The sequence below is a fragment of the Azospirillum sp. A1-3 genome, assembly GCF_023806445.1.
In the GTDB taxonomy this organism is placed as follows: Bacteria; Pseudomonadota; Alphaproteobacteria; order Azospirillales; family Azospirillaceae; genus Azospirillum.
Map to the genome: position 1 here is coordinate 2,486,973 of NZ_JAMSLU010000001.1, position 25,161 is coordinate 2,512,133.

At 68.3% G+C, this 25,161-nt stretch carries 28 protein-coding genes, 1 tRNA gene and 1 riboswitch; of the genes, 16 read left to right on the top strand and 13 right to left on the bottom strand.

Features of this window, described 5'->3' with window-relative positions; genetic code table 11:
• Nucleotides 1-115: 115 nt before the first annotated feature.
• Both M5E06_RS11975 and ribB read left to right on the top strand, forming a co-directional pair.
• A complete protein-coding gene (locus tag M5E06_RS11975; protein ID WP_252138313.1) occupies nucleotides 116-493 on the top strand; it encodes a response regulator in 378 nt (125 codons plus the stop codon).
• A gap of 90 nt (nucleotides 494-583) precedes the next feature.
• A riboswitch (FMN riboswitch) is annotated at nucleotides 584-734 on the top strand.
• A gap of 149 nt (nucleotides 735-883) precedes the next feature.
• Entirely contained in the window at nucleotides 884-1,546 is a 663-nt protein-coding gene (gene ribB / locus M5E06_RS11980; protein ID WP_252138542.1) for a 3,4-dihydroxy-2-butanone-4-phosphate synthase, read from the top strand.
• 38 nt (nucleotides 1,547-1,584) lie between these two features.
• Here ribB and M5E06_RS11985 read toward each other — a convergent pair whose 3' ends face one another.
• From M5E06_RS11985 to M5E06_RS12010, 6 genes are all read right to left on the bottom strand, one after another.
• On the bottom strand, nucleotides 1,585-2,469 hold the full coding sequence (locus M5E06_RS11985) for a DUF1848 domain-containing protein (RefSeq protein ID WP_252138314.1): 885 nt from the start codon (nucleotides 2,467-2,469) through the stop codon (nucleotides 1,585-1,587).
• Nucleotides 2,470-2,532: 63 nt separating this feature from the next.
• The gene (locus M5E06_RS11990) at nucleotides 2,533-3,090 is read right to left on the bottom strand and encodes a NifU family protein (RefSeq protein WP_252138315.1); all 558 of its coding nucleotides are present in this window, start codon (nucleotides 3,088-3,090) and stop codon (nucleotides 2,533-2,535) included.
• Nucleotides 3,091-3,257: 167 nt separating this feature from the next.
• Entirely contained in the window at nucleotides 3,258-3,779 is a 522-nt protein-coding gene (locus tag M5E06_RS11995; protein ID WP_252138316.1) for a universal stress protein, read from the bottom strand.
• A gap of 18 nt (nucleotides 3,780-3,797) precedes the next feature.
• Entirely contained in the window at nucleotides 3,798-4,568 is a 771-nt protein-coding gene (locus tag M5E06_RS12000; RefSeq protein ID WP_252138317.1) for a TIGR02186 family protein, read from the bottom strand.
• Nucleotides 4,565-5,482, bottom strand: a complete 918-nt coding sequence (locus tag M5E06_RS12005) for a sulfite exporter TauE/SafE family protein (protein WP_252138318.1) — start codon at nucleotides 5,480-5,482, stop codon at nucleotides 4,565-4,567. The genes M5E06_RS12000 and M5E06_RS12005 overlap by 4 nt, the downstream gene beginning before the upstream one ends.
• A gap of 125 nt (nucleotides 5,483-5,607) precedes the next feature.
• Nucleotides 5,608-6,138, bottom strand: coding sequence for a hypothetical protein (locus M5E06_RS12010; RefSeq protein ID WP_286208652.1), 531 nt, complete (start codon nucleotides 6,136-6,138; stop codon nucleotides 5,608-5,610).
• A 113-nt stretch (nucleotides 6,139-6,251) separates the two neighbouring features.
• Here M5E06_RS12010 and M5E06_RS12015 point away from each other — a divergent pair, with 113 nt between their 5' ends.
• Nucleotides 6,252-6,731 (top strand): hypothetical protein, encoded by a 480-nt coding sequence (locus M5E06_RS12015; protein ID WP_252138319.1) that lies wholly within the window; start codon nucleotides 6,252-6,254, stop codon nucleotides 6,729-6,731.
• Nucleotides 6,732-6,821: 90 nt separating this feature from the next.
• On the opposite strand, the gene M5E06_RS12020 is transcribed toward M5E06_RS12015, so the two are convergent.
• The gene (locus M5E06_RS12020) at nucleotides 6,822-7,820 is read right to left on the bottom strand and encodes an adenosine kinase (RefSeq protein WP_252138320.1); all 999 of its coding nucleotides are present in this window, start codon (nucleotides 7,818-7,820) and stop codon (nucleotides 6,822-6,824) included.
• 166 nt (nucleotides 7,821-7,986) lie between these two features.
• Here M5E06_RS12020 and M5E06_RS12025 point away from each other — a divergent pair, with 166 nt between their 5' ends.
• From M5E06_RS12025 to M5E06_RS12040, 4 genes are all read left to right on the top strand, one after another.
• A complete protein-coding gene (locus M5E06_RS12025) occupies nucleotides 7,987-8,445 on the top strand; it encodes a winged helix-turn-helix transcriptional regulator (RefSeq protein ID WP_252138321.1) in 459 nt (152 codons plus the stop codon).
• Entirely contained in the window at nucleotides 8,442-9,698 is a 1,257-nt protein-coding gene (fabF, locus tag M5E06_RS12030) for a beta-ketoacyl-ACP synthase II (RefSeq protein WP_252138322.1), read from the top strand. The genes M5E06_RS12025 and fabF overlap by 4 nt, the downstream gene beginning before the upstream one ends.
• A 98-nt stretch (nucleotides 9,699-9,796) precedes the next feature.
• On the top strand, nucleotides 9,797-10,492 hold the full coding sequence (locus M5E06_RS12035) for an EI24 domain-containing protein (RefSeq protein WP_252138323.1): 696 nt from the start codon (nucleotides 9,797-9,799) through the stop codon (nucleotides 10,490-10,492).
• Between the two features lie 136 nt (nucleotides 10,493-10,628).
• The gene (locus tag M5E06_RS12040) at nucleotides 10,629-11,516 is read left to right on the top strand and encodes a bactofilin family protein (RefSeq protein ID WP_252138324.1); all 888 of its coding nucleotides are present in this window, start codon (nucleotides 10,629-10,631) and stop codon (nucleotides 11,514-11,516) included.
• 83 nt (nucleotides 11,517-11,599) lie between these two features.
• Here the strand turns inward: M5E06_RS12040 and nth are convergent, their stop codons facing one another.
• Nucleotides 11,600-12,235, bottom strand: coding sequence for an endonuclease III (gene nth, locus M5E06_RS12045; RefSeq protein ID WP_252138325.1), 636 nt, complete (start codon nucleotides 12,233-12,235; stop codon nucleotides 11,600-11,602).
• A gap of 307 nt (nucleotides 12,236-12,542) precedes the next feature.
• Here nth and M5E06_RS12050 point away from each other — a divergent pair, with 307 nt between their 5' ends.
• Entirely contained in the window at nucleotides 12,543-13,049 is a 507-nt protein-coding gene (locus M5E06_RS12050; RefSeq protein ID WP_252138326.1) for a hypothetical protein, read from the top strand.
• A gap of 53 nt (nucleotides 13,050-13,102) precedes the next feature.
• The gene (locus tag M5E06_RS12055) at nucleotides 13,103-13,690 is read left to right on the top strand and encodes a DUF2244 domain-containing protein (RefSeq protein ID WP_252138327.1); all 588 of its coding nucleotides are present in this window, start codon (nucleotides 13,103-13,105) and stop codon (nucleotides 13,688-13,690) included.
• Nucleotides 13,691-13,724: 34 nt separating this feature from the next.
• On the opposite strand, the gene M5E06_RS12060 is transcribed toward M5E06_RS12055, so the two are convergent.
• Both M5E06_RS12060 and M5E06_RS12065 read right to left on the bottom strand, forming a co-directional pair.
• Nucleotides 13,725-14,189: a low affinity iron permease family protein gene (locus M5E06_RS12060; protein ID WP_109149761.1), complete on the bottom strand. Its 465-nt coding sequence runs from the start codon at nucleotides 14,187-14,189 to the stop codon at nucleotides 13,725-13,727.
• Between the two features lie 110 nt (nucleotides 14,190-14,299).
• Complete coding sequence (locus M5E06_RS12065) at nucleotides 14,300-16,633, bottom strand: mechanosensitive ion channel domain-containing protein (protein ID WP_252138328.1); 2,334 nt, start codon at nucleotides 16,631-16,633, stop codon at nucleotides 14,300-14,302.
• Nucleotides 16,634-16,880: 247 nt separating this feature from the next.
• Here M5E06_RS12065 and M5E06_RS12070 point away from each other — a divergent pair, with 247 nt between their 5' ends.
• Complete coding sequence (locus tag M5E06_RS12070; RefSeq protein WP_252138329.1) at nucleotides 16,881-17,594, top strand: sulfite oxidase-like oxidoreductase; 714 nt, start codon at nucleotides 16,881-16,883, stop codon at nucleotides 17,592-17,594.
• Nucleotides 17,595-17,666: 72 nt separating this feature from the next.
• Nucleotides 17,667-17,743: transfer RNA gene (locus M5E06_RS12075), tRNA-Arg, on the top strand.
• Between the two features lie 14 nt (nucleotides 17,744-17,757).
• Here the strand turns inward: M5E06_RS12075 and ybaK are convergent.
• From ybaK to apaG, 3 genes are all read right to left on the bottom strand, one after another.
• Nucleotides 17,758-18,240, bottom strand: coding sequence for a Cys-tRNA(Pro) deacylase (gene ybaK / locus M5E06_RS12080; protein WP_252138330.1), 483 nt, complete (start codon nucleotides 18,238-18,240; stop codon nucleotides 17,758-17,760).
• Nucleotides 18,241-18,328: 88 nt separating this feature from the next.
• Complete coding sequence (folE, locus tag M5E06_RS12085) at nucleotides 18,329-18,955, bottom strand: GTP cyclohydrolase I FolE (protein WP_109075001.1); 627 nt, start codon at nucleotides 18,953-18,955, stop codon at nucleotides 18,329-18,331.
• 436 nt (nucleotides 18,956-19,391) lie between these two features.
• Nucleotides 19,392-19,784, bottom strand: a complete 393-nt coding sequence (gene apaG, locus M5E06_RS12090) for a Co2+/Mg2+ efflux facilitator ApaG/CorD (RefSeq protein WP_109074886.1) — start codon at nucleotides 19,782-19,784, stop codon at nucleotides 19,392-19,394.
• Nucleotides 19,785-20,242: 458 nt separating this feature from the next.
• Here apaG and M5E06_RS12095 point away from each other — a divergent pair, with 458 nt between their 5' ends.
• The 5 genes from M5E06_RS12095 to M5E06_RS12115 all read left to right on the top strand — a co-directional run bounded on the left by M5E06_RS12095 (nucleotide 20,243) and on the right by M5E06_RS12115 (nucleotide 25,090).
• Nucleotides 20,243-20,956: a GNAT family N-acetyltransferase gene (locus M5E06_RS12095; protein WP_109149763.1), complete on the top strand. Its 714-nt coding sequence runs from the start codon at nucleotides 20,243-20,245 to the stop codon at nucleotides 20,954-20,956.
• 192 nt (nucleotides 20,957-21,148) lie between these two features.
• Entirely contained in the window at nucleotides 21,149-22,543 is a 1,395-nt protein-coding gene (miaB, locus tag M5E06_RS12100) for a tRNA (N6-isopentenyl adenosine(37)-C2)-methylthiotransferase MiaB (RefSeq protein ID WP_252138331.1), read from the top strand.
• Nucleotides 22,540-23,634, top strand: a complete 1,095-nt coding sequence (locus M5E06_RS12105) for a PhoH family protein (RefSeq protein WP_252138332.1) — start codon at nucleotides 22,540-22,542, stop codon at nucleotides 23,632-23,634. Before miaB ends, M5E06_RS12105 begins: the two co-directional genes overlap by 4 nt.
• Nucleotides 23,631-24,137 carry an rRNA maturation RNase YbeY gene (ybeY, locus tag M5E06_RS12110; RefSeq protein WP_252138333.1) on the top strand — a complete coding sequence of 169 codons (507 nt, stop codon included), beginning with the start codon at nucleotides 23,631-23,633 and terminating at the stop codon, nucleotides 24,135-24,137. The genes M5E06_RS12105 and ybeY overlap by 4 nt, the downstream gene beginning before the upstream one ends.
• A complete protein-coding gene (locus M5E06_RS12115; RefSeq protein WP_109149766.1) occupies nucleotides 24,134-25,090 on the top strand; it encodes a hemolysin family protein in 957 nt (318 codons plus the stop codon). Before ybeY ends, M5E06_RS12115 begins: the two co-directional genes overlap by 4 nt.
• Nucleotides 25,091-25,161 lie beyond the last annotated feature (71 nt).

Below are 25,161 nucleotides of genomic sequence, written 5' to 3' on the forward strand. Positions count from 1 at the left end.
CGGACCGGGGGTTTGGCGTTGTTCGGGGTAAGGAACGCCAGCGGTTGACGGTCGCCGGGAAATTGCCTAGGCCTTTCCCTTATTCCTTTCGGCCGAGCAACCGGAGCCGCCTTTCATGCCCCCCTCTGCGACCAAGAGCGTCCTGACCGTCGACGATTCCAAGACCATCCGCGACATGGTCGGTTTCACGCTGAAAGGCGCCGGCTATGAGGTGGCGGAGGCGTCGGACGGCAATGCCGGCCTCGCGCTCGTCAACCAGCGCAAGTTCGACTGCATCATCACCGACCTGAACATGCCGGGCCTGGACGGGCTGGCGCTGACCCGCGCCATCCGCGGCTCGTCCCTCAACCGCGCCACCCCGATCCTGCTGCTGACCACCGAAGCCGACCCCGCCAAGAAGTCCGCCGGCCGCGAAGCCGGCGCCACCGGCTGGCTGGTGAAGCCGTTCAACCCGGAAAAGCTGGTGGAGACGGTGCGGAAGGTTTGTCCGTAAAGCCTGTGCGCACCCGTCACCCGCACCCTTGACAGACACCACTCCGCCCACGAAGCTGAGGCCGCCGTCCGCAAACAGGCGGCGACATATGCTTGTTCTCAGGGCAGGGTGAAACTCCCGACCGGCGGTATCCCTTCAACTGAAGGGGAGCCCGCGAGCGCCCGTGGCACCCGCCACGGGGACAGCAGACCCGGTGCAAGGCCGGGGCCGACGGTTACAGTCCGGATGGAAGAGAATGAGCTGGCTACGCAGCCACCCATGCCGGACGTAAAGCCTGGACCGGGGTGACGGCGATGGCTTGCGCCGACACCGTGGATGCATTGCTTCCCGATGCCGGAGGATCTCTTTTGCGCCCTGATTCAGGCTCGCCCAATTTTTGGAGTGAGAACCATGAATCAGCCCCAGACCCATGATGGCCTTCTTTCCCGTTTCGGTACGCCGGAAGAGCGGATCGCCCTCGCAGTCGAGCGCATCCGCAAGGGCGGCGGAGTCATCGTAGTCGACGATGACGACCGCGAGAATGAAGGCGACATCATCTACCCGGCCGATGCCATTACCATCGACCAGATGGCCTTCCTGATCCGGACCTGCAGCGGAATTGTCTGCCTGATCCTGCCGGAAGAACGACTGGAAAGGCTCGATCTTCCGCCGATGGTGTCGGCCAACAGCGCCCGCTTCGGCACTGCCTTTACGGTATCGATCGAGGCCCGAACCGGTGTCACCACCGGGGTATCGGCCGCCGACCGCGTCACCACCATCCGAACGGCCATAGCTGAAGATTGCCGGCCCGAGGACCTGGCGCGGCCGGGCCATGTCTTCCCGATCCGCGCCAATCCCGGCGGCCTCGCCGCCCGCCGCGGCCATACCGAGGCCACCATCGACCTGATGTTCCGGGCCGGCCGCAAGCCCGCCGGTGTCCTGTGCGAGGTGATGAACCCCGACGGCACAATGGCCCGCCTGCCGGAGCTGGTTGCCTTCGCCGTGGAGCACGATCTGCCCATCGTCAGCATCGCCGATCTGGCCGGCGACCATGGCCTGCGTTCAGTAGCGTGAGGGAAGCGGCCCCGCCTGAACGGGCGGGGCCGTCACTCTCAGGCGGTGGCTGACCGCCGCGCCACCAGAAACTCCCCCTCAGGATCATGCGCGGCGAAGCGCTGCTGGGCCTTGCCACGGTCGGCAACGGCATAGCAGTAGACGCAGCCGTGCGGACAGCTGTCGTAGTCACCGATGTCGCGGCTCTCCGCACAGAGGCAGCCGGGCCGGTTTCCCTTCTCCCTGGCCGCAACCGGATAGCCGGCGACATCCGACAGCCTCTCCGCATCGACGCAGCGAGCCGGCGCCGTGCCGGGCGCCCCCACCAGTTCCGGCTGGGTGCAGAGTGTCAGCGCCATCCCCTCCCCCGCCGCGATCTCCGCCAACTCCGCCAGCAGCGCGCGTTTCTCCTCCGCCTCCGGGTCGCGCCAGCCGATGCCGGCGGCGGCGAGGTTGCGGGCGGTCTTGCGGTAGGGCTGCAGGAAGGAGACCACCACCTCGTCGGTCACCCCGTGCAGCGCACGTGCGATCCGGGCGAAGGTCTCGCGGTGCCAGTCCGGCGGGGTCGCGTCGGTGAAGGCAATGGGGTCGTAGCGCCAGACCACCGCCCGCGGTCCCCAGCGCTCGCGCACCCGCGCCATATGGCCGACCGCCGTCTCCCAATCGGGAACCGAGCGTTCCAGCGCGGTGGGCAGGCCGGTGACGCTGTACTGCACGATGAAGGGAAAGCCCCGCTCCGCCACGCTGTCGAGCGCGCCGAGGAACGGTCCCAGATTCTTGGTCCAGAAGATGAAGCCGTCGACCACCGGCCGGGTCAGGTCGATGCGGTAGGTCTGTCCGCCATAGGGGTTGACCATCCGGCAATAGCCGGCGTCCAGGCGGTTCAGGAACCAGCGCCCGTAGAAGGCGGGAATGTCGGTCTTGTAGCTGGCGGAGATGATCATCCCGCCAGCATGGGAATGCCGGCCCGCCGCATCAAGGGCGGACCGGCATAACCGGAGAGCGGATTACTGGACCGCGCGGACTTCGACCACTTCGGGGATGTAGTGGCGCAGCATGTTCTCGATGCCGTGCTTCAGCGTGGCGGTCGAGCTGGGGCAGCCGGAGCAGGCCCCCTTCATCGCCAGATAGACGACGCCGCGCTCGAAGCCCTGGAAGGTGATGTCGCCGCCGTCCTGGGCGACCGACGGGCGGACGCGGGTGTCCAGCAGTTCCTTGATCTGCTCGACGATCTCTTCGTCGTCGGCATTCGACGCCGCGGCATGGCCGTCGCCGCCGTCCTCCAGCAGGACCGGGCGGTCGGCGGTGAAATGCTCCATGATGACGCCGAGGATCGACGGCTTCAGCAGGAACCAGTCACGCGCATCGGTCTTGGTGATGGTGATGAAGTCGGCGCCCAGGAAGACGCCGACGACGCCGTCGATCTCGAACAGGCGCTGGGCGAGCGGCGAACGGGCGGCATCCTCGCGGCTGGTGAAGTCGGCGGTGCCGCGTCCGAGCACGTCACGCCCCGGCAGGAACTTGAGAGTCGCCGGGTTGGGCGTCTGCTCGGTCTGAATGAACATGGTCTGGTCCTCCATCGGCGGCGGAATGGAACCGCCGGCGCGCCCGGGATTGGGCCGCGGCACGATTGGGGGAAATTTGGGCCGAATCGCCGGGCGGATCAAGGACCCGGACTGTGTGGGTATTCGGCATCCGGCATGCGCGCTCTGACCGTGTCCCCTATCCTTACTTACGTAATCGCGTCCAGCGCCTCGTTGCTGAGCCCGCCGGGCACGATGGTCAGCGGGATGCGCAGCCGCCCCAGGCCGCGCCCGGTGTAGTAGGAGATCAGCGGACCGGGGCCTTCCGGGTCGGTGCCGGCGGCCAGCACCAGGATGGAAATGCTCGGCTCCTCCCCAATCAGGGCCAGCACCTCCTCGGTGCGGTTGCCTTCGCGGACATAGAGCGCCGGCAGGGTGCCGGTCAGCTGGTTGACCTCGCGCGCCAGCTTCTGGAGCATCTGCTCCGCCTCGGCGCGCTGTTCCTCGCGGATCAGGTTCTCCACCGCCAGCCAGTGCTGCATCTCGCCCTTTTCCAGGACGGTCAGCAGCGCCACCTTGCCGCCCGACTTGCGGGCGCGCAGGCAGGCATAGCGGAGCGCCACCTTCAGCTCCGGGCTGTCGTCGACCACCACAAGGAAGATGCGCACCGGCTTGGGAGCCGGCGGCTGGGTGGGCGTTTCCGGCGTCGTGGACTGCGTCGCGTCGCTCATCTCGATCACCCTCTCGGCTTAGATCCGGCGGAATGCGGCGCCGGCCGCCCAGCCGGCCGCGATGGCGCCGACGACGGCGGCCACCCCGTAGATGACCGGGCGGTTGCGGGCGAAGTCCGACACTTCGGCGCTGAACCCGATCTTGGACACCACCAGCGGCGTGGTCTGGGCACTGACCACGTCGCCGTCGCGAATCAGCAAGGCTTCGACATTGTACAGCCCGGTCGGGACGTTTGCCGGAAAATAGATGTTGGTGCGGAACAGCCGTTCGCCCAGGAAGGCGACCTGTCCCATGGAAATTGCGTAAAGCCCCTGGCGCTGCTTGTTGCGGATCAGCGCGCTGCGGTAGGCGGCAAGCTCCTCCGGCGGCAGGGTGGCGTCGGCCGGCAATTGCAGCTGCGGCAACCCCAGCTGTTGGCGTTCCAGAACCGGGCGGCCGACCAGCTGGTCGAGCGGCCGGCTGACCGCCACCGTGTAGAAGCTCGGCACCTGCTCGAAGCGCACGCTGTCGGTGTTCATCCACATGCCGGCCACCCGCTGCTTGCGGCGGACAGTGGCGGGGCCGCGCGGGCCGGTGACGACGATGGCGACGTCGCCCGCCCCGTCGGTGGTGCCGAACAGCACGACCTCCGTGCCGGTGAAGCCGGTGGTGATGGCGATCAGGTGGCTGGACAGGTCGGCGACCAGCTGCTGCGCCCACACCGTCGCCGCCACCGTGCCGCCCAGCAGCAGCCCGGCCAGCGCCGCGGCGGCCTGGATCAGCCTGCGTTTCTTCCGCCCCGCCATCATCTCAACCCCGTGGTCAGGGTGAACAGGTCGTCGGGGCGGGAGAACAGATCCCAGGCCAGCTTCAGCGCCACCGCGACGACGATGGTCGCCAGCGCCAGCCGGGCGGTTTCGCCGCGCAGGCGGCTGCCCGCCTTCGTTCCGAACTGGGCGCCGATCACGCCGCCGATCAGCAGCAGAAGCGCCAGCATGGCGTCCACCGTCTGGTTGGTGGCGGCCTGCAGCAGGGTCGCCGCCGCGGTGGTGAAGATGATCTGGAACAGCGAGGTGCCGGCGACCAGCCCGGCCGGCATGTTCAGCAGATAGATCATCGCCGGCACCAGAAGGAAGCCGCCGCCGATGCCCATGATCGCCACCAGCATGCCGCCGACCGCCCCGATCCCCGCCGGCAGCAGGGCGGAGATGTACAGCTTCGACCGCTGGAACCGCATCTTGAAGGGCAGGCCGTGCAGCCAGATGTGGCGGTGCAGCTTGCCGCGTTTCGCCGTCGGCGCGCGGCGGCGCAGGATGGCGCGGCTGCTTTCCACCAGCATCATGCCGCCGATGGTGCCCAGGAAGAAGACGTAGGACAGGGTGATGGCGATGTCGATCTGGCCCAGCCGCTGAAGGATGCCGAAGATCCACACCCCCACCGCGGTGCCGATCACGCCGCCGGCCAGCATCACCACGCCCAGCTTGACGTCGACGTTGCCGCGCCGCCAATGGGCCAGCACGCCCGACACGCTGGCGGCGACCAGCTGGTTGGCCTGGGTGCCGACGGCGATGGCGGGGGGAACGCCGATGAAGATCAGCAGCGGCGTCATCAGGAATCCGCCGCCGACACCGAACATCCCCGACAGGAACCCCACGAGCCAGCCCATGCCGAGCACCAGCAGCGCGTTGACCGACATCTCGGCAATCGGCAGGTAGACTTGCATGAATCGGCAATCTGTCGGGAAGTTCAGGATGGGCGGCGGGACCGGCAGCTTACCCGAGCCGACGCTGTGGCGGAAGACCGCAGAGCCGGCCTTTGGGGCTGGAATCCCGGCGCAAGAGGGAGGTATCAGGGCACCGGCGCGTGGAAGAAGACCTTGAAGCCGGCCTTGTGCGGAAAGACGTGCTCCGCCTCGCGCCGGGCAGACTGCAGGTCCAGCGCATGGACCAGCACCCGGTTGTCATAACGCCAGACCGGGTTCACCGGCTTTCCCGCGGCGCGGGCGGCGGTGGCGACGGCGGTGTCGTACTGCACCTCCGCCCGGAAGGCGCGGCGATTGCCTGCGGGCAGGCCGAGGATGTGCAGGAAGACCGGCGATTCCTTGTCCACCGCATCGATCTGGCGCTGAAGATGGCCGACCCGCTGTTCGGCAGCCGACAGCCGGCCCTTCGCCTCCTCCAGCCGGCAGGTCAGGTCGGCCAGCGCCTCGGTCTCCCCGCGCTGGCGTTCCTTCAGGGGCACCACCGACTGGCGCAGCCGGTCCAGCCCGGCGACCCGGTCCCAGCTGTGCCGGATGCCGACCCAGCACAGGTGGCACAGCACCGCCAGCGCCGCCACCAGCGGAACCGCCGAGTCGAGGATCGTCCGCACCGCCTCCATCACCACCCCATCCCTTGCCCCATCGCCCCGATACTCGCAGCCGCTCTTGGCACGCCCGTTGCTGAAACGCCGGCGCAAGCACGCAAGGAGCGTGCCGGAGGAGCGGAGGGACGATGAGCGCGCAGACGCCGCTGCTGCTCGTGCTGGAAATGGTGATCCTGATGGCCTGCCTCAGCTGGATCACCGTATCCATTCTGCGGATCGGCAACCGGATCGCCGCCGTCCAGCGCCGCCGCTCGCAGCTGCATCAGGGACGGACGGAGCTGACCCGAACCACCGAGTCGCTACGCCGCGACATGCACCACCAGGAGACGGAACTGCGGCAGGCGGAAGAGGCCATCGCCGTGCGCAACGCCCAAGCGGTGGAGCTGCAAACCCGGCTGAACGACCTGCGCCGGCAGGGGCCGCGCGAATACACACTTTTCAACGAACGCTTCGGCGAGAAAGACCGGCTGTGGCTGCTGACCGTCCCGCGACCGGACCGGCCGGAGCGTTGGGCGGTGGCCGCCCCCGACAGCGGGACGGCGATGGCGCTGCTGTGCGCCAGGATCACGGTGCCGGAACGTCCCGTGATCGATGATCAGTTGAATTAACCCCAAAACGGAACCGGCCGCAGTTGCAGAATGCAACGCGGCCGGCAACGTCTTCGCGATTTGACGCGCAAATCGCGCCCGGGGGACGGCTTACGCCAGCAGGCCCTTGGCGGCGACCAGTTCGCGCAGGTTCACTTCCGGCCGGGCGCCGACATGGCTGATGATCTCCGCCGCGGCGACGGCGCCCAGATGGCCACAGACCGCCGGGGACAGGCCGCGGGTATGGCCGAACAGGAAACCGGCGGCATAGAGATCGCCGGCGCCGGTGGTGTCGACCACCCGCTCCACCGGCTCGGCCGCCACCTCGACCACCTCGCCGCCGGAAACGATGACGGCGCCCTTCTCGCTGCGGGTCAGCGCCGCGGTCTTGCCCAGACGCTTCACCGCCGCCAGCGCGTCCTCGAACCTGTCGGTGCCGTAGAGGGCGCCGATCTCGTGCTCGTTGGCGAACAGGATGTCGACGTGGCGCTCCACCAGATCGACGAACTCGGCATGGTGGCGGTGGACGCAGAAGCTGTCGGACAGCGACAGCGACACCTTGCGGCCGGCGGCGTGCGCGATCTCAGCCGCCTTGCGGAAGGCCTCCTTGGCGCGGGGCGGATCCCACAGATAGCCTTCCAGATAGGTCACCTGCGACCCGGCGATCAGCGCCTCGTCGATGTCCTCCGGCCCCAGCTCGACGCAGGCGCCGAGATAGGTGTTCATGGAGCGCTGGGCGTCCGGCGTGACCAGGATCAGGCAGCGCGCGGTCGGCGCCCCACCCAGCAGCGGCGCGCTGTCGAAGGCGACGCCGGAGGCGCGGATGTCGTGGCGGAACACGTCGCCCAGCTGGTCCTTGGCGACCTTGCCGACATAGGCGCCGCGACCGCCGAGCATGGCGATGCCCGCCATGGTGTTGCCGGCCGAGCCGCCGGAGACCTCGACGCCCGGCCCCATCCGGCCGTACAGCTCCTCCGCCCGGGCGGCGTCGATCAGCGTCATCGCCCCCTTCTCGATGGTGTTGGCGGCGAGGAAGGCGTCATCGGCGTGGGCGATCACGTCCACGATGGCGTTGCCGATGCCGGTGACGTCGTAGGCAGACGTGGCCATGGGTTCTCCTGAGGGATCTCGCGGTATGGGCGGAATTGCGGCGCGAGTATAGCGACCGCCGCCCGCATCACAAGTGCGGCTCCTGGAAGCACTCCCGAAACTCCCGCGGGTTGGAGCCGACCACAGTCACTTGCATGATGAAAGTGACTGTGAGACAGTCGCCGCCATGCGACGCACCCGGCTGACCGACTTCCCCTGCCCCATCGCCCGCGGCCTCGACGATGTCGGGGAATGGTGGTCCCTGCTGATCCTGCGCGACGCGATGCTGGGCGTTACCCGCTTCGACGAGTTCCAGCGCAGCATCGGGCTTGCCACCAACATGCTGACCCGGCGACTGCAGGCCCTGGTTCAGGCCGGGCTGCTGGAAAGGCGGCCCTACCAGGAACGCCCGCTGCGCCACGGCTACCACCTGACCGACAAGGGACGGGATTTCCTGCCGGTGCTGATCGCCATGGCCGATTGGGGCGGACGCTGGCTGCTGCCCGACGGAGCGTTCCGGCTGGTCGACCGCGAGACCGGGCAGCCGGTCGAACCGGTGCTGGTCGATCGCAACAGCGGCGAACCGATCCGGCCGGACCGGCTGCGTCCGGAATTGACGATCCCTGAAAAGGACGAAACCGAATGAGACGAGTCGTGGTCACCGGCCTTGGCGCCGTCACTCCGCTCGGTGCCGGCGTGGCGCCGAGCTGGCGCGCCGTGCTGGACGGCCGAAGCGGCATCCGGGCGGTGAGCGGGGTCGATGCCGCCGACCTGCCCTGCCGCATCGCCGGCCAGGTGCCGGACAGCGGCGACGCCGCCTTCGACGCGGATGCGGTGGTGCCGCCCAAGGACCAGCGCAAGATGGACCGTTTCATCCTTCTGGCGCTCGCCGCCGCGGAAGAGGCGGTAGCCGATGCCGGCTGGCGCCCGACGGACGCGGAGGCGCAGGAGCGCACCGGCGTGATGATCGGCTCCGGCATCGGCGGCCTGCCGGGTCTGGCCGAGGCGGCGCTGACCCTGCACGAGAAGGGACCGCGCCGCATCTCGCCCTTCTTCGTTCCGTCGACCCTCATCAACCTTGCGTCGGGCCATGTCTCGATCCGCCACGGCTTCCGCGGACCGAATCATGCCGCGGTGACCGCCTGCGCGACGGGGGCGCATGCCATCGGCGACGCCGCCCGGCTGATCGCCATGGACGATGCCGACGTCATGCTGGCCGGCGGCAGCGAGGCGGCGATCTGCCGGCTGGGGATTGCGGGCTTCTGCGCCGCCCGCGCGATGTCGACGGGCTTCAACGACGACCCGGCCCGCGCATCGCGCCCCTGGGACCGCGACCGCGACGGCTTCGTCATGGGCGAAGGAGCCGGCGTGCTGGTGCTGGAGGAGTTGGAGCACGCGAAACGGCGCGGGGCCAGGATCTATGCCGAGGTGACCGGCTACGGCCTGTCGGGTGATGCCTACCACATCACCTCCCCGGCGGAGGACGGCAACGGCGCCTTCCGCGCCATGCGCGCCGCGCTGAAGCGGGCGGGGCTGGCGCCGGACGCCGTCGACTACGTCAACGCCCATGCCACCTCCACCCCCGCCGGCGACCCGGTGGAGATCGCGGCGGTCAAGCGCCTGTTCGGCCCGGCGGCGGCCGGCCTTTCCATGTCTTCGACCAAATCGGCGACCGGCCATCTGCTGGGAGCGGCGGGCGCCGTGGAGGCGATCTTCGCCATCCTGGCGCTGCGCGATCAGGTGGCGCCGCCCACCCTGAACCTGGAGGCGCCGTCGGAGGGCTGCGACCTGGACCTCGTGCCGCTGCGGCCGAAGGAACGGCGCATCCGCCATGCCCTGTCGAACAGCTTCGGCTTCGGCGGAACCAACGCGGCGCTGGTGTTCAGTCCGCTGGCCTGATGGGATGACGGAAGGGGGGACTGGAACCCGGCGCCCGGCCACCGTAGATATGCGGGCGTCCGTTCTCCCCTCCTCCTCAACCGATCCACGGACCGCCGATGATCCGCGCCCTCGTGCTTGCCTTCGCCCAGCTGTCCGACCCGCGCGTGCGCCGGGTGGTGTGGATCGGCGTGCTCGTTTCGGTGATCGCCTATGCCCTGCTGGCCGGCGGCGCATGGTGGGCGCTGTCGGTGACGCCGCTGACCGGTTACGGCTGGGTCGATGCCACCATCGACGTGATGGGCGGGCTGGGGGTGCTGGTGCTGGCGTGGCTGCTGTTCCCGGCCACCGTCGGCACGGTGTCGAGCTTCTTTCTGGACGAGGTGGTGGAGCGGGTGGAGGCGCGGCATTACCCCGCCCTGCCCGCTCCGCGCCATGCCGGCTGGCTGGAGGAACTGGCGACGGCATTGCGGTTCCTGCTGCTGGTGCTGGCGATCAACCTGCTGGCGCTGCCGGTCTACATCTTCGCGCCCGGCCTGAACCTGATCGTCTTCTACACCGTCAACGGCTATCTGCTGGGGCGGGAATATTTCGAGATGGTGGCGCACCGCCGGATGGACCGCGCCACGGCGCGGGCGATGCGGCGGGCCCGGCCGCTGAAACCTTTTTTGGCCGGGACCGTCATTGCCTTCCTTTCGACAATCCCCTTCGTCAATTTGCTGGTCCCGGTCGTCGCCAGCGCCTTCATGGTTCATGTCCTACAGTCCATGTCGGCTCCCCTTGCGGCGGGCCGGACGACCGTGATACGCCGCTAGGCGGCACGGCCGCACGCCGTCGCCTGCCCGGATATCGCCTGCGGCGCCCGCCTTCCCGGCGGCGCGCTTCCGGCACCGGGCCTTTCGACTTCCAGGCCATCCCGCCACCCGCATGTCCAGATTGGGGGAACCGCTCATGCTGTTCGGACGAAAGACACCGCCCGCCGCTCCCAAGGCAGACAGCCCCGTCCCGCCGCAGCCGGGTGTCCGTCCGTACACCCCGGGCGAGCCCGGCGCCGTCTCGTCGCCGCTCGCCTCCCTCAACAATCCGGCACAGGCTCCTGGACACCATCCGGCCTCCGCCCCGGTATCCGCCGTGGCGGCCGGAGACGCCGCACCCAGCATGGCCCACGCCCTGACCGATCCGCAGAGCGCCTCTCCGGCCTATCCCGACATGCCTTCCGCCTCGAAGGGACCCGACATGAACAGCATCCCCAAGCCCCCGTCCGCGCCGTCCATGCCGGGTGCCGGCTTCAAGCCCGACGTGCCGCGCCGGGTCGTCGACATGCCGGGCTCCGCCCCGCGCCAGCCGTCGATTCCCGTCGCCACCCCGGCGGCGGCTCACGCAGCCCAGGCGCCCGTCCAGGCTCCGGTCGCCCAGGCCCCGATGGCTCCCGCCATGCCGGAGCAGCGCCGCCTGACCGTTGGCCGCGACATCTCCCTGACCGGCGAGATCGGCTCCTGCGACGTGCTGGTGGTGGAGGGCACGGTCGAGGCCAAGCTGCGCGAAGGCCGCTCGGTCGAGATCGCCGAGAGCGGCCTGTTCAAGGGCTCCGTCGAGATCGAGGAGGCCGACATCGCCGGCCGCTTCGAGGGTGACATCTCCGTCCGCGGCCGTCTGACCGTCCGCTCCACCGGCAGGATCACCGGCTCGATCCGCTTCGGCGAGCTGGCGGTCGATGCCGGCGGCCAGCTGATCGGCGACATCCAGCTGTACAGCGCCAAGCCCGCCGCCGCTCCGGCCCCGGTTCAGGCGCCGGCCCAGGCGCCCGTCGGGCAGGTTCCGGCGGCCGAGGCCGTCTGACCCGCTTTCCGAAGCGCAAGGCACGCAAAGCAACGCCCGGCTGGCTCCCGCCATGCCGGGCGTTCTGCGTTTCCCCTCAGGGATCAGGCGATGATCTTGTCCTTGTAGCCGCAGAGGTCGGCGACCGGGCAGATCGGGCAGTCCGGCTTGCGCGCCTTGCAGACATAGCGGCCGTGCAGGATCAGCCAATGGTGGGCATGGCGGCGGTAGAGCTTCGGCACCGCTTTCAGCAGCTTCGCCTCCACCGCGTCCGGCGTCTTGCCGGGAGCCAGCCCGGTGCGGTTGCCGACGCGGAAGATGTGGGTGTCGACCGCGATGGTCTCCTCCCCGAAGGCGACGTTCAGGACGACGTTCGCCGTCTTGCGGCCGACGCCGGGAAGCTGTTCCAGCGCCTCGCGGTCGCGCGGCACCTCGCCGCCATGGCGCTCGATCAGCAGTTCCGACAGGCGGATGACGTTCTTGGCCTTGGTGTTGAACAGGCCGATGGTCTTGATGTACTGGCGCAGCCCTTCCTCACCCAGCGCCACCATCTGCTGGGGCGTGGTGACGACCTTGAACAGCGGACCGGTCGCCTTGTTCACGCCGATGTCGGTGGCCTGGGCGGACAGCACCACGGCGACCAGCAGCGTGTAAGGATTGACGTATTCCAGCTCGCTCCGGGGTTCCGGGTTGGCAGCGGACAGGCGGCGGAAGAATTCCTGGATGGCGGCGGGCTTCATGGCCGCCACCATAGCCGCAACGGCCGGGCTTGCGCCAGAGGCGGGGCGTGCCGTCACGATCGGATGGCGGCCAGTCTTGAGCCCCAGTCTTGAGTCGGTGTCCAAACTGCAGCGTTGCGTCGCAATTTGCGACAAAAGTTGGAGTAATTGACGTCAATCCAACAGATTTGGTCGCAGGAATCCCGCTTTCCGGCTCCTTCGACGGTGGCGTATGATTTGCTAACTGCCAAGGCACCGTTTGAATGCCGTCAATCGAACCACGGATCTTCCGGGTTGTGGCGTTCAGATCGGATAAGGGTATTTCGAAATGAGCGCGTCTTATCTTGTGGAAATAAAGGACTGGGGCCTGCATGTCCGGTTGCAGGGCACCCTGTCGATGGAGCAGCGCGACGCCGTCGCCCGGCAGGTGGAGGTGCACTGCGCCAACCTGGGCGCCCGCGGCACGCCATGGAGCAGCCTCGTCGAGTTCGACCGCTTCGAGGCCGACGGGTTCCGGCCGGAGATCGTCGTCGCCCTGATGAAGCTCGCGCGACGCTGCGGCCAACTGCGCTGCGCGGTGGTGATGACCGACTGGCACTGGGCCTCGGTGATGGCCGATGCGATGATCGCGGCGGGCACCGACGATCAGGCGCGGATTTTCGTCCAGGCCAAGGTGACGCCGGCCGACGGCGACCTTGCCGGAGAGCTTGACGGTGGACCGGCTGCCGATTTCTCCGCTACCGATCATTCAGGGGCCGATTTCACCGGAATGGACAGCGCCATGGCCTGGGTGCTGAACGGCGGCGCGGTGCCGATGGTGTCGAAGGCGGCATAACCCCGTCTTCGTCACGGTTTTTTGCCGGCCTCCGCTGGGTTAGGATGGCGGCCATGCCCATCGACATCTGCGGCCCCCAGCCTGATGGCCAGCCCGGCGACGGCCCCACCCCTGCGGAGAGCGGCGGCGGAAGCGGTGCCGTGCGCGTGTTCTTCGACGCCATCCTCCATCCGCACCGCAGCCTTGGCCGCAACGGCTTCCGGGTTCTGATGGGCGTGGTGGTGGTGATGAACCTGATCGTGGCCGGCATCTTCGTCTCCCATGGCGCCTGGCCGGTGGTGCCCTTCTGCGGGCTGGACGTGCTGGCGCTGTGGCTGGCCTTCCGCGTCAGCTACCGCTCCGCCCGCCAGTATGAGCGGGTGCAGCTGACGGAGAGCGCGCTGACGGTGCAGCGCGTCCACTGGAAGGCGCCGGAACGCCGCTGGTCCTTCCATCCCTACTGGCTGCGGATCACCCACGACGAGCGTGCCGACCACGACCGCCGTGGTCCGGCCGGGCAGGTCACGCTGAGTTCGCATGGCCAGTCGGTGGGGGTCGGGTCCTTCCTGTCGCCGACCGAACGCTCCACCTTCGCCCGCGCGCTGGACGACGCTCTGCGCGCCTGGCGCCGTCCACCCTGCCCGCCGGCTCCCGCCGAATAAAGCCTTCTCTACCGCCGATCCGACGGAATGCCTTCTATCGCCGATCCGGCGGATCGGGCACCCCGCGTTCGTCCAGTTCCTCGTCCACCTCGCGTTCGACCGCGCGTTCCACCTTCTCGTCGATGCGGTGGTCCAGGCACTCGGCCGTCTTGGCGAGGTGTTCGAAGCTGCGCTTCACCTTCGCCACCTCGGTTTCAGGCATCTCCTCCAGGTCGATCATGCCGTTGCGGGCGGAGTGGGTGGCGCGGATCAACTCGTCCAACTTCAGGTGTATGGCCTGGGTGTCACGATTCTGGGCGTTCTGGATGATGAACACCATCAGGAAGGTGACAATGGTGGTGCCGGTGTTGATCACCAGCTGCCATGTGTCGGAGAAGTGGAACAGCGGCCCGGTCAGGCCCCAGATGAGCACAACCGCGAAGGCGGTGACGAAGGCACCCGGCCGGCCGGACTGACGCTCCATCCAGCGGGCGAAACGGGAAAAGGCATCGCTGAGCATTTTGCAGCACGCTCCGGTTCATCGGACGGACAAAGGAAAACGCCCGGCAAAGCCGGGCGGTTCCCTTTCCGGTACAGTCGGAGCTTGGCCCTTGGTTGGAGCCCTGGCCGTCAGGACCCCTGGCTGAGCGCCTCCGCCAGCGCACGGTCGTGCGGGTTCTGGCCGACGACCAGCTGCATCGACTGGGTCGGCATGGAAATGCCCAGCTCGTCGAACTTCTTCTTCAGCAGGCGGTTGAACTCGCGCGTGACGCCCCATTGGCGGGTCGGGCGGGTCTTGAACTGGGCCAGGATGTTGATGCCGGTGTCAGACAGCTTGTCGACGCCCAGCACCTCCAGCGGGTTCAGGATGTCGGCGGCGAACTGCGGCTGCGCCTGCACCTCGGCGCCGGTCTCCTTCAACGCGGCGATGATGCGGTCGGGATCCTCGCGGTTGGACACCGTGATGTTGAACAGCGTGACCGAGAAGTCCTTGCTCATGTTCTTCACGGTGGTGACGGCGCTGAAGGGCACGGAATGGACGGCGCCGGCCCCGTCGCGCAGGCGGATGGAACGGATGGAGATCGCCTCCACCGTGCCGGAATGGCCGCCGCCGACATCCACCACGTCGCCGACCGACACCGTGTCCTCGAACAGGATGAACAGGCCGGTGATGATGTCCTTGACCAGGGTCTGCGAGCCGAAACCAATGGCCAGACCGACGACACCGGCACCGGCCAGCAGCGGCGCGATGTTGACGCCCAGTTCCGACAGGGTGATCAGCGACACCATCGTCACCAGCAGGATCAGAAAAGCGTTGCGCAGCAGCGGCAGCAGCGTGCGCATGCGGGCGCTGCGCTCGATGCGGGCGCCGTTCTTGTCGGTGGTGCGCAGGAAATGCTCGATCAGTGCGCTCACCACCTCCCAGGCGACGATGGCGCCGGCCAGCAGCAGGCCGATGGAGATGGCGCTGCCGACGATGCGGCGGCCGGCGGCCGACTCGACCAGTCCCAGCGTGTCGACGCCCCAGCCGTTCAGCGCGGCCCCCAGCGCCACCAGCCAGATGATGACCTTGCCGATGCGCTGGACGATGGGAAGATAGTGGAAGGCGCGGGTGTGGAGCTGCGGCAGGTTGCCGGCCAGCTCGCGGTTCATCGTCAGGCCGCGGCGCAGCGTCCGGTTCAGCCCGGTCACCAGCAGACGCGCCACCACCACCGACAGCACGGTCACGGCGGTGCCGCGGGCCAGATACTCGAACCCGCCATAAACGTTCAGCACCCACACGCCCAACGTCACCACGACATAGAGGATGGCCAGCACGTGCCAGATCTCGGCGAAGCGGCGGCGCGCGGTGCGCAGGACCGCCCCCTGCCCTTCCGCCTCGCGCCGGGCGGTCGCCAGCGGATCGCCGTCGCCTGACAGCGGGTTGCCGCGCATCCACTCGGCGACGCCGACGCGGTTCTGCAGGATCAGCGCGATCAGCATGCCGGCGATCACCACGCCCAACAGCTTCAGCAGCGCGCCATAGGCACCCAGCGGCAGGCCGAGCACATAGGCGCCCTCCGCCAGGAAATAGCCGTAGACCGCCACCGCGATCAGCCGGCGCGACCAGATGTAGCAGCGGCGCGCCCCGGCATCGCTGGTGTGGACCAGCCGCAGGTTGGGCGCGTCCGGCGCGAACAGCATCCGCACCAGGATCAGCAGCGCCTGGGTGATGACGGTGGCATTCACCACCGCCAGCGCCACCAGCCGCACGCGCGGCGCCGGCTCCGTCACCGACAGGATCGTGTAGGCGACGACGATGAATCCGAGGATCGGCGCCAGTTCCAGCACCGCGCGGCCCAGCAGCATCGGGATGCGCAGCAGGGGGGAGCCGACATGGCGGGCCGCCATCGCCTGTCGCGGCCGGCTGAGCAGCCAGGCAATTCCGCGGGCCGCCACCGCGCCGATGCCGAGGATCATCGCCAGTTGGATGCCGATCTGCACCCAGCGTTCACGGGCGGTGTCGTCCTGCGCCTGCCGCTGGACCCAGGACAGCGCCCCCGGCAGGTCGGAGAAGACGTTGGCGACCTGCACCAGCTGGCGGCTGACCACGTCCATCCGCGCCGCCAGGAAGGAGAGCGCGCGGGCGCCGAGGGTCTGCGGCAGCGCCGACTCGCCCTCCGCCTCCTTGGCCTGGGCGAGGCCGCGCTGGGCGGCGATCAGGTTGCGCAACTGGCTGACCAGCTGGGTGCGTGCATCCTGGTTCTCCAGCGTACCGACCAGCGCCTCCAGCTGCTGCACGGTCCCCTCGTCGACCACCACCGGGGCGGCGGAGGCTGGGGTGGCGGCACCGGTGGCCGGGGCGGCGGCCGGAGCAGCGGCGGCCGGTGCCGGCGACGCGGCCAGCGCGGCGGAGCCCGCCAACCCCACCCCGGCGAGCAGAGCCGCAAGCAGCAGGACGGCGAAGCCGCCGGACAAAAACAAACGCCAGCCCCGTGCAAGGGCGGGTGCGGCAGGCGTTGCGGACCGGATCATCGGCAAATCACTCGGCTGGTCTTCGGAAAGCGGTGGCAAACAGCGGCAAAGCGGAACCCTGGCGCGGAACTGTGGCTCCAATATGCCGGGCTTCGGGAAGTTAGTTCTCCCGCTTCCGCTTGCCAACCCGACTGTCTGTTCCTTTTTTAAGCGGGACCCCTGCCGGAAAAGCCGGAATCGGAGAAAAGGACGAGCCATGAACGACACACCCGCCGGATCGGACGGAAGCAGCGGATTGGAACCGGATCAACGGATCGGGCAGGACGGTTCCGTCCGCGACAAGCTGGTCGCCACCAAGGAGCAATGGGCGCGCGACGGCCGCGCGCTGACCGGCCACGCCGCCGACCCGGCGCGCGACCGGCTGCCGCCCGGCCAGCGTCTGGTGACCGACTGGCCGGTGCTGGACCTCGGCATCACGCCGAAGGTGACGACGGACAACTGGACGCTCGCCGTCGACGGGCTGGTGGAGAACCGGCTGTCCTGGACCTGGGACGATTTCCAGGCCCAGCCGCAGGAGAGCTTCGTCTCCGACATCCATTGCGTCACCACCTGGTCGCGCTACGACAACCGGTGGGAGGGCGTCAGCGCCCGCCGCCTGCTGGAGTTGGCCCGGCCGAAGCCGGAGGCGCGCTTCGTCGTCTTCCATTCCTTCGACGGCTACACCACCAACGTCGCCCTGTCGGACTTCGACGACGACGGCGTGCTGCTCGCCACGACCTGGGAAGGCCAGCCGATCAGCCGCGACCATGGCGGCCCGGTGCGCATCGTGCTGCCCAAGCTGTATTTCTGGAAAAGCGCCAAGTGGGTGAAGCGGATCGAACTGCTGGCTGGCGACCGCAAAGGCTATTGGGAGGTCCGCGGCTACAACAACCACGCCGACCCGTGGCTGGAGGAACGCTATTCCGACTGACGCCGTGAGGAGGCGCTTCCCCCAAAAGCCACTTTCACCTTGCCGGCGAAACCGTTAAGGTGCGGCGCAAGTGGCCCCGTAGCTCATCAGGATAGAGCGCGAGTTTCCTAAACTTGAGGCAGCAGGTTCGAGTCCTGCCGGGGTCACCACCACCGTTCCGGTTTCAGTGCGCGACGATGGCGCAGACCGTCGCCTTCGTCGCCTTGGCCAGATCGGCCGGCGCGAGCACGATCTGCAGGCCGCGCCGGCCGCCATTCACCACCATTTCCGGCAGCGTTTCGGCGCTCGCGTCGATGAAGGTCGGCAGCGCCTTCTTCTGGCCCAGCGGGCTGATGCCGCCGACCAGGAATCCCGTGGTCTTTTCCGCCAGCGCCGGGTCGGCAAGGTCGGCCTTCTTCGCCTTCGCTGCCGCGGCGATGGCCTTCAAATCCAGCTTGGCCGCGACCGGGATGACGGCGCAGGCCAGCGCCTTGGGTTCAAGCTGGACGATCAGGGTCTTGTAGACGATGGCAGGGTCGAGCCCGAGCGATTCGGCCGCATGCAGGCCGATGGCGTCGGCCGACGGATCGTATTCGTACTCCATCAGCCGGAAGGCGAGGCCAGCCGCCTTCGCCGCATTGACCGCCGGTGTCACCTTCGCCGCCATACCTCACACCCCGAATTCCACACCACTCACTGACAAAGTGCGGCGGGAGCTTGGCAGGCGGCGTTGAGGGTGTAAAGCCCTCTGGACCTCACTCCATCCCGCGTGAGGACGGGTTGCCGATCATGGTGAGGAACTCGCGGCGGGTCGACGGGTCGGTGCGGAAGGCGCCCAGCATGCGGCTGGTCACCATGGTCACGCCGGTCTTGTGGACGCCGCGGGTGGTCATGCACTGGTGCTGCGCCTCGACCACGACGGCGACGCCCTCGGGCTGCAGGACCTCGTCGATGGTGTTGGCGATCTGCGCCGTCATCTTCTCCTGGATCTGCAGGCGCTTGCCATAGGCCTCGACCAGACGCGCCAGCTTGGAGATGCCGACGACGCGGCGGCGCGGCAGATAGGCGACATGCGCCTTGCCGATGATCGGCACCATGTGGTGCTCGCAGTAGGACTCCACCCGGATGTCGCGCAGCACGACCATCTCGTCGTAGCCGTCGGTCTCCTCGAAGGTGCGCGACAGGATCTCAACCGGGTCGATGCCGTAGCCGGCGAAGAATTCCTCATAGGAGCGGACGACGCGGTCCGGCGTGCCGACCAGCCCTTCGCGCGCCGGGTCGTCGCCGGCCCAGCGGATCAGGGTGCGCACGGCCTCTTCCGCCTCGGTGCGGGACGGACGGGCGACGGGGTCGGGCCGGGACAGGCCGGGGCCGCGAAGCACGTTGTCGGCGACCGGGGGCTTGGCGTGCGGGGTCTTGGTAGCCGTCACGGGAAACATCCTTTCCATAACTGGGAAACGCCCTGCGCGAAGCCGATGGCCGCAATCCGACGGCCGTCGCGCAACACGCCCATCGTGTCTGGCGTCACTTCCGTCGTCAGTACGGAGCCGAAGCCCCGGCGGATCAACCGAACGGGCAGCAAGACGAAAGAACCCATTCGCAGAATGCGGAGCGACGGCGCCAGCCACGGTTTCCGCCGCTTGCCGCCTTTCGGAAGTCCCTAGATTTAGGTCCCGCCCCATGGCCTGCAAGCTATGGACAAAGTACGGACAGCCATGCGGATTGTCAAAGCCGCCTGTTAATTTCTTCCAATATCCACACACATTCTATTGTATTATTCGTCTGCGTCCGGAATTGCCGGGCAGTCGGGCCGTCCGATCAGTTCAGCTGCATCGGCTGGTGCGGACTGTCCAGCGAGAAGGCCGGGATGGTCACGTCGAAGGCGCGCCCGTCCTCCCCCTCCATGCCATAGCTGCCGGCCATGATGCCGGACGGCGTGCCGAGCGGGGTGCCGCTGGTGTATTCGAAATGGTCGCCCGGCTCCAGCACGGGCTGCTCGCCGACCACGCCGGGCCCCCGCACCTCCTGCACGCGGCCCATGGCGTCGGTGATGCGCCAGTGGCGGGTGCGCAGTTGCACCGTCTCGCTGCCTTCGTTCTCGATGCGGACGTGATAAGCCCAGACGAAGCGCCCCTCGGCCGGAGCCGACTGGTCTTCCAGGAAAACGGGCTGGACGGTGACGCGGATGTCGTGGGTAACGGCGGTGTACATGGCGGGCGGTCCGATGAACGGCGCCGGCCGTAAAAACGGGCCGGCGGCTTGGGGTTCCGGCTGGGGTTCCGGGTGGCCGGGCGGCGGTTCCGCGCAGGATAAAGTCCCCTCCCCGCACTGTCCAGAACGCGGCCGGACAATGATGCGACATGCCCGCACTGGGATGGACACAGTCATGCACAGTCTCCGGGTCTGCATGGTCTTGCGACGGGGGGGAGACGATGATATATGCGCAAGTCCCAGCAACGGCCGAAGAGCCTTGTCCATGTCTCGTTCGCACGCCCTTCGCATCCGACGACGGAGCCTCGCACCGCGCATCGCGGTTGCGGCCGTCCTTGGGTCGCGTGCGAACGCCAAAGGCACAACGGGGACCTGACACCCCCGGCCTTCCGGCGGCGGCGCGATCCGCCCTCCAAAAGCCTTCTGAGAAGACTTTCTTCCCGCCGGGAGCCCCACGCATGATCATCACCGTCGAAGAGCCGAAGCACGCCGCCGCCATCGAAGCCCTGCTGGACGCCTCCTTCGGTCCCGACCGTTTCACCAAGACCGCCTATCGGCTGCGCGACGGCGTCGACTCCATCCCCGCCCTGAACCTCGTCGCCATCGAGCATGACGAGCATGGGCGCGAGGTGGTGGTGGGCACCATCCGCTACTGGCCGATCCTGGTCGGCGGCACCACCCAGTCCATCCTGCTCGGCCCCATCGCGGTCGCCGCCCATCTGCAGGGCAGCGGGCTGGGCAGCAAGCTGATCCGGATGAGCCTGAACAAGGCGGTGGCGCTGGGCCACAAGTCGGTGATCCTGGTCGGCGACGCCCCCTATTACGAGCGGTTCGGCTTCTCCCGCGCCCTGACGCTGGGCATGCAGATGCCCGGTCCGGTCGACATGAACCGGCTGCTGGGCCTGGAACTGGTCGAAGGCTCGCTGGCCGGCGCCGCCGGCATGATCGGCAAGCCGGAACAGGCGGACGCGCAGGACGTCGCCATCGGCGCCACCCCGGTGATGAGCTCGGTGCTGGCCGCCCCGGCTGCGAACGCGCCCGTCCTGGCGGGAGACACCCCCGTCCCTTTCAGCGCCCTGTTCAGCCGGACGGCGGCGGAGCGACTTTGGACTGACCGCGTGCGCCGGACCGACTGGTTCTGGCGCGACGGCCTGCAAGCCGGCGCGGCGTGACCATTCCGGCCCTCGGTCCGCATTGCGGAAACGACGTCGTTGCAAACATGGGTGGGGCGAAGCGGGATTGACTCGATTCGCCCCACACGCGATACCATCTTTTCAGGAGCGACGCCGGATATGCGGCGTGCCGCGCGCCACGCAGCATCGTGAGCGCGCTATTCGTTTTTGTTCTGAGCGGAAGGGTGCGGGTTGACCAAGAAGCTGTTCATCAAGACCTGGGGCTGCCAGATGAACGTGTACGACTCCGCCCGGATGGCGGACGTCCTGGCACCGCTGGGCTACCAACCGGTCGATGAGCCGGACGGCGCCGACATGGTGATCCTGAACACCTGCCACATCCGCGAAAAGGCCGCCGAGAAGGTCTTCTCCGAGCTTGGCCGGCTGCGCCAGATGAAGGACCGCAAGGCGGAGGCCGAGGACGGCCGGATGATCCTGGCGGTCGCCGGCTGCGTCGCCCAGGCCGAGGGCGAGGAGATCGTCGCCCGCGCCCCCTTCGTCGACATGGTCTTCGGCCCGCAGACCTACCACACCCTGCCGGAGATGGTGGCGAAGGCCAGCCGTGCCGCCGGCAGCGTGCTGAACACCGATTTCCCGGCCGAATCCAAGTTCGATTTCCTGCCGGAGGAAGCCGGCGCCCAAGGCGTCTCCGCCTTCCTGGCGGTGCAGGAGGGCTGCGACAAGTTCTGCACCTTCTGCGTCGTGCCCTACACCCGCGGTGCCGAGTTCTCCCGTCCCGCCGACCGGATCCTCGCCGAAGCGAAGCGGCTGGTGGCCGGCGGCACGCGCGAAATCAACCTGCTGGGCCAGAACGTCAACGCCTGGCACGGCGACGGGCCGGACGGCACCACCTGGGGCCTCGGCCGGCTGATCCGCCAACTGGCGGAGATCGATGGGCTGGAGCGCATCCGCTACACCACCTCGCACCCGCGCGACATGGCCGACGACCTGATCCGCGCCCATGCCGAGGTGCCGCAGCTGATGCCCTACCTGCATCTGCCGGTGCAGGCCGGGTCCGACCGCATCCTGGCGGCGATGAACCGCAAGCACACCGCCGACGATTACCGCCGGCTGGTCGACCGGCTGCGCACGGCCAAGCCCGATCTGGCGATGTCCGGCGACTTCATCGTCGGCTTCCCCGGCGAGAGCGACGCCGATTTCGCCGCGACGCTGAAGCTGGTCACCGAGATCGGCTATGCCCAGGCCTATTCCTTCAAATACAGCCCGCGTCCCGGTACCCCGGCCTCGGTCGAGGGTGCCCAGGTGCCGGAAGAGGTGAAGGAATCCCGTCTGGCGGCTCTGCACCAGTTGCTGAACGCCCAGCAGGTCGCCTTCAACCACAGCTTCATCGGCCGCAGTGTGCCGGTCCTGTTCGACCGTGTCGGGCGCCGCGACGGCCAGCTGCTGGGCCGCAGCCCGTGGATGCAGTCGGTCCATGCCGAGGCGAACGAACGGCTGCTCGGCCGCATCGTCGAGGTGCGGGTCGACGCCGCGCTGGCCAACAGCCTCGCCGGCACGGTCGTAACCGGTGAACACACCACCGCCTCTCCCTTCCAGCCTGCCGTAACCTTGGAGGCAAGCGCTTGAACGGTCTGCCCGAACGGCGTATCGACGTTCAATTCGATGACAACCGGCTTCTGCCGATGCTGTACGGGGAGCATGATCGCCACCTCGCCCGCATCGAATCTCTTCTCGGCGTGTCGCTGATTTCCCGCGGCAACACCCTGACCATCTCCGGCCCGTCCGACGCCGCCGAAACGGCGCGGACGGCGCTGAACGGCCTGTATGGCCGGCTGACCCGCGGCCAGACCATCGACGGCGGTGAAGTCGACGGCGCCGTCCGTATGGCGACCGCCGATGCCGGTTTCGCCGGTGTGGCGACGGGCGAGGAGCCGCGCGCGCCCGGCCAGCAGGCGACCATCACCCGGGCCGAGATTGCCCTGCGCACCCGCCGGCGCGGCCCGATCACACCGCGCTCCCCCACCCAGGCCGCCTATCTGCAAGCCCTGGCGGAGAGCGAACTGGTCTTCGGTCTCGGCCCGGCCGGTACCGGCAAGACCTATCTGGCGGTGGCGCAGGCGGTGGCGCTGCTGACCACCGGTCAGGTTGATCGCATCGTACTGTCGCGCCCGGCGGTCGAAGCGGGCGAGCGACTGGGCTTCCTGCCCGGCGACCTGAAGGAAAAGGTCGATCCTTACCTGCGTCCGCTCTATGACGCGCTGCACGACATGCTGCCGGCGGAACAGGTGAAGAAGCGGCTGGAGTCCGGCGAGATCGAGATCGCGCCGTTGGCCTTCATGCGCGGCCGGACGCTGGGCAACGCCTTCGTTATCCTGGACGAGGCGCAGAACACCACGCCGATGCAGATGAAGATGTTCCTGACCCGTCTCGGCGAAGGCGGGCGGATGGTCATCACCGGCGACATCTCGCAGATCGACCTGCCGTCGGGCACCCGGTCGGGCCTGCGCGACGCGCTGGACATCCTGCGCGGGGTGGAAGGCGTGCGCTTCGTCCGCTTCACCGACGCCGACGTCGTCCGCCACCCGATGGTCGCCCGCATCATCCGCGCCTATGACCAGGCCGATGCCCGCGAGGCGGAACGCAAACAGGCCCGCCGCATCAGTTCCGCACCCGAAACGACCGTCAGCGGACCTGCGATCGTTGGAGATCCGGAATGACCAGCGCGGTCGACATCACTGTTTCACGTGAAGCCGGCGATTGGGCCGAGGATGCCGAGTGGCTGGCGGAGCGCGCAGCGCTCGGCGCCCTGGGTGCGGCCTATGACGACGAGGAAGGCCCGGCCGAGCTGTCGGTCGTGCTGGCCGACGACGAGCTGGTCCACAGGCTGAACCGCGAGTATCGCGGCAAGGACAAGCCGACCAACGTCCTGTCCTTCGCCCTGACCGAGGCCGAGGAGCCGGAAGCGCAAGACGGCGTGCCGGTGATGCTGGGCGACGTCATCCTCGCCTATGAAACGGTCGCCCGCGAGGCGTCCGAACAGGGGAAAAGCTTCAAAGACCACATGACTCACCTTGTGATGCATGGTGTTCTGCATCTGCTGGGTTATGATCACGAGACGGACGACGAGGCCGAGGAGATGGAGGCGCTGGAAACCCGGCTGCTCGCCACGCTCGGAATCGCCGATCCTTACGCCGCCAACCACCAATCGCCGGACCGATGAGCGAGATATCCGACAGTCGCACGCCCCGTGATGACCACGGGGCCGAAGACCATTCCCTGGGCCACCTGTTCAAGGGGTGGCTCCGCACCGTCTGGGGTGGCCGCGAGGACAATTCCCTGCGCGGCACGATCGAAGAGCTGATCTCCGGCCTGGACGATGCCGCGAGCGAGGACGGCGAGGATTCGCTGGGCGCCGGCGAGCGGGCGCTGCTGACCAACATCCTGAAGCTGCGCGACCGCACCGTCGCCGACGTCATGGTGCCGCGGGCCGACATCATCTCCGTCGACATCGACACCCCCTTCCCCGCCCTGGTCCAGCGCGTCGCCGAGGAAGGCCATTCCCGCCTGCCGGTGTACCGCGAGACGCTGGACGACGTGGTCGGCATCATCCACATCAAGGACGTGCTGACCCTGCTGGCGAAGCAGGCCGCCTCGCCCGAGGGCCTGCGCCAGAAGCCTGACCTGACCGGCATCATCCGCGAAGCGAAGATCGTCGCCCCCTCCATGCATGTGCTCGACCTGCTGGTGCAGATGCGCCAGACCCGCCAGCACATGGCCCTGGTGGTGGACGAGTTCGGCGGCATCGACGGCCTCGTCACCATCGAGGATCTGGTGGAGGAGATCGTCGGCGAGATCGAGGACGAGCATGATGAGACCGCGGCGCCGCGGCTGGTCGAGCGTCCCGACGGCAGCCTGATCGCCGACGCCCGCCTGCCCATCGAAGATTTCGAGCATCGCGTCGGCCCGGTCCTGTCCGAGGAGGAGCGCGAGGACATCGACACGTTGGGCGGTCTGGTCGTTTCCATCGCCGGCCGCGTGCCCGGGCTGGGCGAACGGCTGATCCATCCCTCGGGCCTGGAGTTCGAGATCGTCGACGCCGACTCCCGCCGCCTGAAGCGCCTGCGCGTCCACAACGTCCCGGCCAACAGTTCGGAGCTGGCGGAGACGGCGTAAGGATTGGGGTGGGGGTCTGACGCCTCCCCCACCCCCACAACACAGCTCCGCCCACAACAGCCTTGGCGCCC